The following is a 3,212-nucleotide window of genomic DNA, read 5'->3' on the forward strand; positions in this document are numbered from 1 at the left end:
CCTCGATCGTTGCTGTCCTCACGGCTGCTTCGCTGGCCGCCGTTCAAGTTCCTTCATTCATCGCCACCGACGCGGTGGACTCGATGCACCAGCCGATTACACCGTTGCAAGCCAACATTGCGGTGGGGCAGGCCGATGCGGACGGTGTCGTCTCCGTCGTCGCCGGAGAACATGTGGACATACTGACCGTCAGCGAGTTGACCGTTCCGGCGTTGCACCGACTCCAAACAGCGGGCCTGCAGGCCGAACTGCCCTACTGGGTATTGGATCCACGCGGCGGAGGCGCAGGTGGTGGGATCTGGAGCAGGTTCCCGCTCACCAACTACACCGCCCACCCTCAATTCACCGTGCTGATCGCCGGAGATTTCAACGCCACCAACGACAATGTGCAGTTCCGCGACCTACTGCGCGGCGGTCTCGTCGATGCGAGGCAAGCTGTCGGTGCCGGACTCGTACCGACCTTTCCCTCCGACAGAGCTGTTCCACCGATTCTCGCGATAGATCATGACCTCGTCGAGGGCGTGCGGGCCGACGCGGTGAAGGCAGTCGATCTACCCGGTTCCGACCACCGGGGACTACTCGTGAGAGTGACGGTCCCATGAGAATCCAATCCCTCGTCGTCACGACTGTGCTCCTGATCGCAATGGCGTGTACGCAGATCCAGCCGTCGCTCGCTCGCGCCGCACCCGGGAGTCCGGCACCGGCGGATACGACCGAGCTGACATGGTCAGTGAATCCGACCGACGCCGAAGGCCGCGTCAGCGGCAGCACCGCGCGCCACGAACTAGATCCCGGTGGATACGTACGCGGTTGGGTCACCATCAGCAATTTCGGAACAGCGCCACTCGTGGTCGAAGTGGGTGTCCAGGACGGTGTGACCGATCCGACCGGCACCGTCGTTCCCGAGCGAGACGGACCTGTCTTCAGACCGAGCAGCTGGGTCTACCAAACACCGGGAACCCGCGCGACCGTAGAGCCGCGGGGCAAAGCCACCGTTCCCTACGACATCGCTCTCCCCGTCGATGCCGAATCGGGCGACAGGGTTTTGATGTTCACCGCATCAGCGGTCGATGTCGACGGTACGTCCACACCTGGTCGCGACGATCGGACGACGAGAATCGACGTACGGGTCACCGGTCGACTCGACCCAGCCCTATTGCTCGGCAGCATCGAGCCGATATACGACTCGACGCTCGACCCTCTCTCGCCCGGAACGGTGACGATCCGCTATCGATTCTCCAACCCGGGCAACCTCACCGTCGGCGGGTCAGTGCTGACAGGACTGGGCACTCTGTACAGCCAGCGCATCGATTCTGCACCCGATACCGCCACCGAGATCGAGCTGGTGCCGGGTTCGCATTACGAGGGCGAAACGACCATTCCTGCGGTGTGGCCGCTGGTCCGATTCGACGCTCAGGTCGCATTCTTCCCGCGCTCGATCAGCGGAACTCCCATCGACGCGGAAGGACCGGGCGTCGTCGACGGAACAGTGCTGTGGGCATTTCCCATCGCCCAGACGGTTCCGATCGCGGTGCTGTTCCTTTTCGCTCTCTGGGTCTTCGTCGTTCGTGCGCGTCGAGTACGCAGAACCCGTGCAACAAACACGGCCGAGAACGGTAGGACATCCGCGGAACTATCCGACTGACTTGTACGACTACCTCAGTGTTTGTCCGATCCGGTTCGAGAAAGAAGGAAATTCCCTTGCGCACTCACAGTCGTTCACTCGGCACGGTCGCAGTTGCGGCCGCCATTGCACTGGTAGCGGTCGGCTGTAGTTCGACGGACACATCCACCGACACGACCGACACACAATCGTCTACCTCGGCCGAGGGCACTGTGACCTACCCGCTGACGATCAACAACTGCGGCTACGAGCAGACTTTCACGCGACCACCCCAGCGAGTGCTGCTGATGCAGGGCGCGTCGGTCGGCGAAGCCGAGACCCTCATTCATCTCGGGCTCGAGGGCTCGGTCATCGCGAACACCCAGTACTACGGAATTTCGGATACTCCCGGGATGGCCGAAAAGGTGGACGCCCTCCCCAAGGGCGGAATCGAACTCAACGCGGCGTTCGACGTTCCTGCGGAACAGACTCTGGCGCTGAAGCCGGATCTCGTCATTTCCACCTTCTCGGGAGGATTCGACAGCAACTTTGGCTTCGCCTCGCGAGAGGTGCTCGCCGACGCAGGCATCAACTCACTGGTCAACCCGGTCAACTGCTCCTACGGCAAGACCGACAACGTCACGCCGGAAGAAGAGGCGACCTATGAGAACGGTTCGGTGGACTCGTCACTCGAATTCATCGATCTGATCGGGCAAATCTTCGACGTGGAGAATCGAGCCGAAACCGTCAGCAGCGAACTCCGTGATCGCATCGACACCGTCGAGTCGGCAGTGGCCGACGAACCGAAGAAGAAGATGCTGATTGCGTTCCCCGATATGGCAGTGATGAACGCAAACGGCCTGCCGGCCGTCTTCTCCGGCAACATCTACGACTCGGTGATCGAATCCGCCGGCGGCGAACCGGTGTTCAAGGACGGCGGTTGGGGCCTGACGTCGAGCCTGAGCGCCGAGCAACTCGCTGCAGCCGACGTGGAAACTTTGGTGATCGGCGCGTACCGGCCGAACGAGGATCTCGACGCCGAGGCAGCCAAACTCTTCGCTGCATACCCGCAATGGCGTGCCGCACAGAACAACTCCTACGTCAAAGTGTCAGACGGCATCTACCTTGGACCGGCCAATGCCGATGCGATCGACAAGATCGCTCGGGTTGCCCACCCCGACGCGTTCTAAGGCGTGACCTCGAAATCACCACACGCTCCGAAGTCACGACGCGCACTGCGCAATCGGTCGCTGGCACTGGTACTGGCACTGTGTGTCGCATTGCTGCTGTCAGCGGCCGTTTCGGCCATCTGCATCGGATCGATCTCCGTCCCTCCAGCGCAGGTGTGGTCCGTCGTCCGCTACAAGGTGCTCCACCTCGGGCCCGCCCCCGATCCGCTGTACGAGATGATCGTATGGAAGCTGCGAGTCCCTCGAATCGTCTACGCCGCGTTGGTCGGAGCGGCACTGTCATTGGCCGGCGCAGTCCTGCAGGGTCTGGTGCGCAATCCCCTTGCCGATCCGTTCGTCATCGGAGTTTCCTCCGGCGCATCGCTGGCCGCTGTGGCCGTGATGTCTTCGGGAACATCGCTGGCTCTTCGGTCTCTCGG

The 3,212-nt window shown here is 62.1% G+C and carries 4 protein-coding genes; all 4 read left to right on the forward strand.

The genetic code is table 11. From position 1 onward, the window contains the following. Positions 1–602 (forward strand): endonuclease/exonuclease/phosphatase family protein (locus WBQ44_RS12455; protein WP_495566999.1); only part of this gene is annotated, 602 nt, incomplete at its 5' end. Further along, complete coding sequence (locus WBQ44_RS12460; protein WP_495567000.1) at positions 599–1,645, forward strand: COG1361 family protein; 1,047 nt, start codon at positions 599–601, stop codon at positions 1,643–1,645. The genes WBQ44_RS12455 and WBQ44_RS12460, both read left to right, overlap by 4 nt. Before the next feature lie 56 nt (positions 1,646–1,701). Then, positions 1,702–2,793 (forward strand): ABC transporter substrate-binding protein, encoded by a 1,092-nt coding sequence (locus WBQ44_RS12465; RefSeq protein WP_495567001.1) that lies wholly within the window; start codon positions 1,702–1,704, stop codon positions 2,791–2,793. A gap of 3 nt (positions 2,794–2,796) precedes the next feature. Beyond that, positions 2,797–3,212 (forward strand): iron chelate uptake ABC transporter family permease subunit (locus WBQ44_RS12470; RefSeq protein WP_495567002.1); only part of this gene is annotated, 416 nt, incomplete at its 3' end.

Origin of the sequence: Rhodococcus sp. (in: high G+C Gram-positive bacteria), assembly GCF_049591685.1 — a bacterium.
In the GTDB taxonomy this organism is placed as follows: Bacteria; Actinomycetota; Actinomycetes; order Mycobacteriales; family Mycobacteriaceae; genus Rhodococcoides.

What these genes read in the sequence shown, in the direction of transcription:
- WBQ44_RS12460 (WP_495567000.1), top strand. Translation starts at nt 599, where the DNA reads ATGAGAATCCAATCCCTCGTCGTCACGACTGTGCTCCTGATCGCAATG.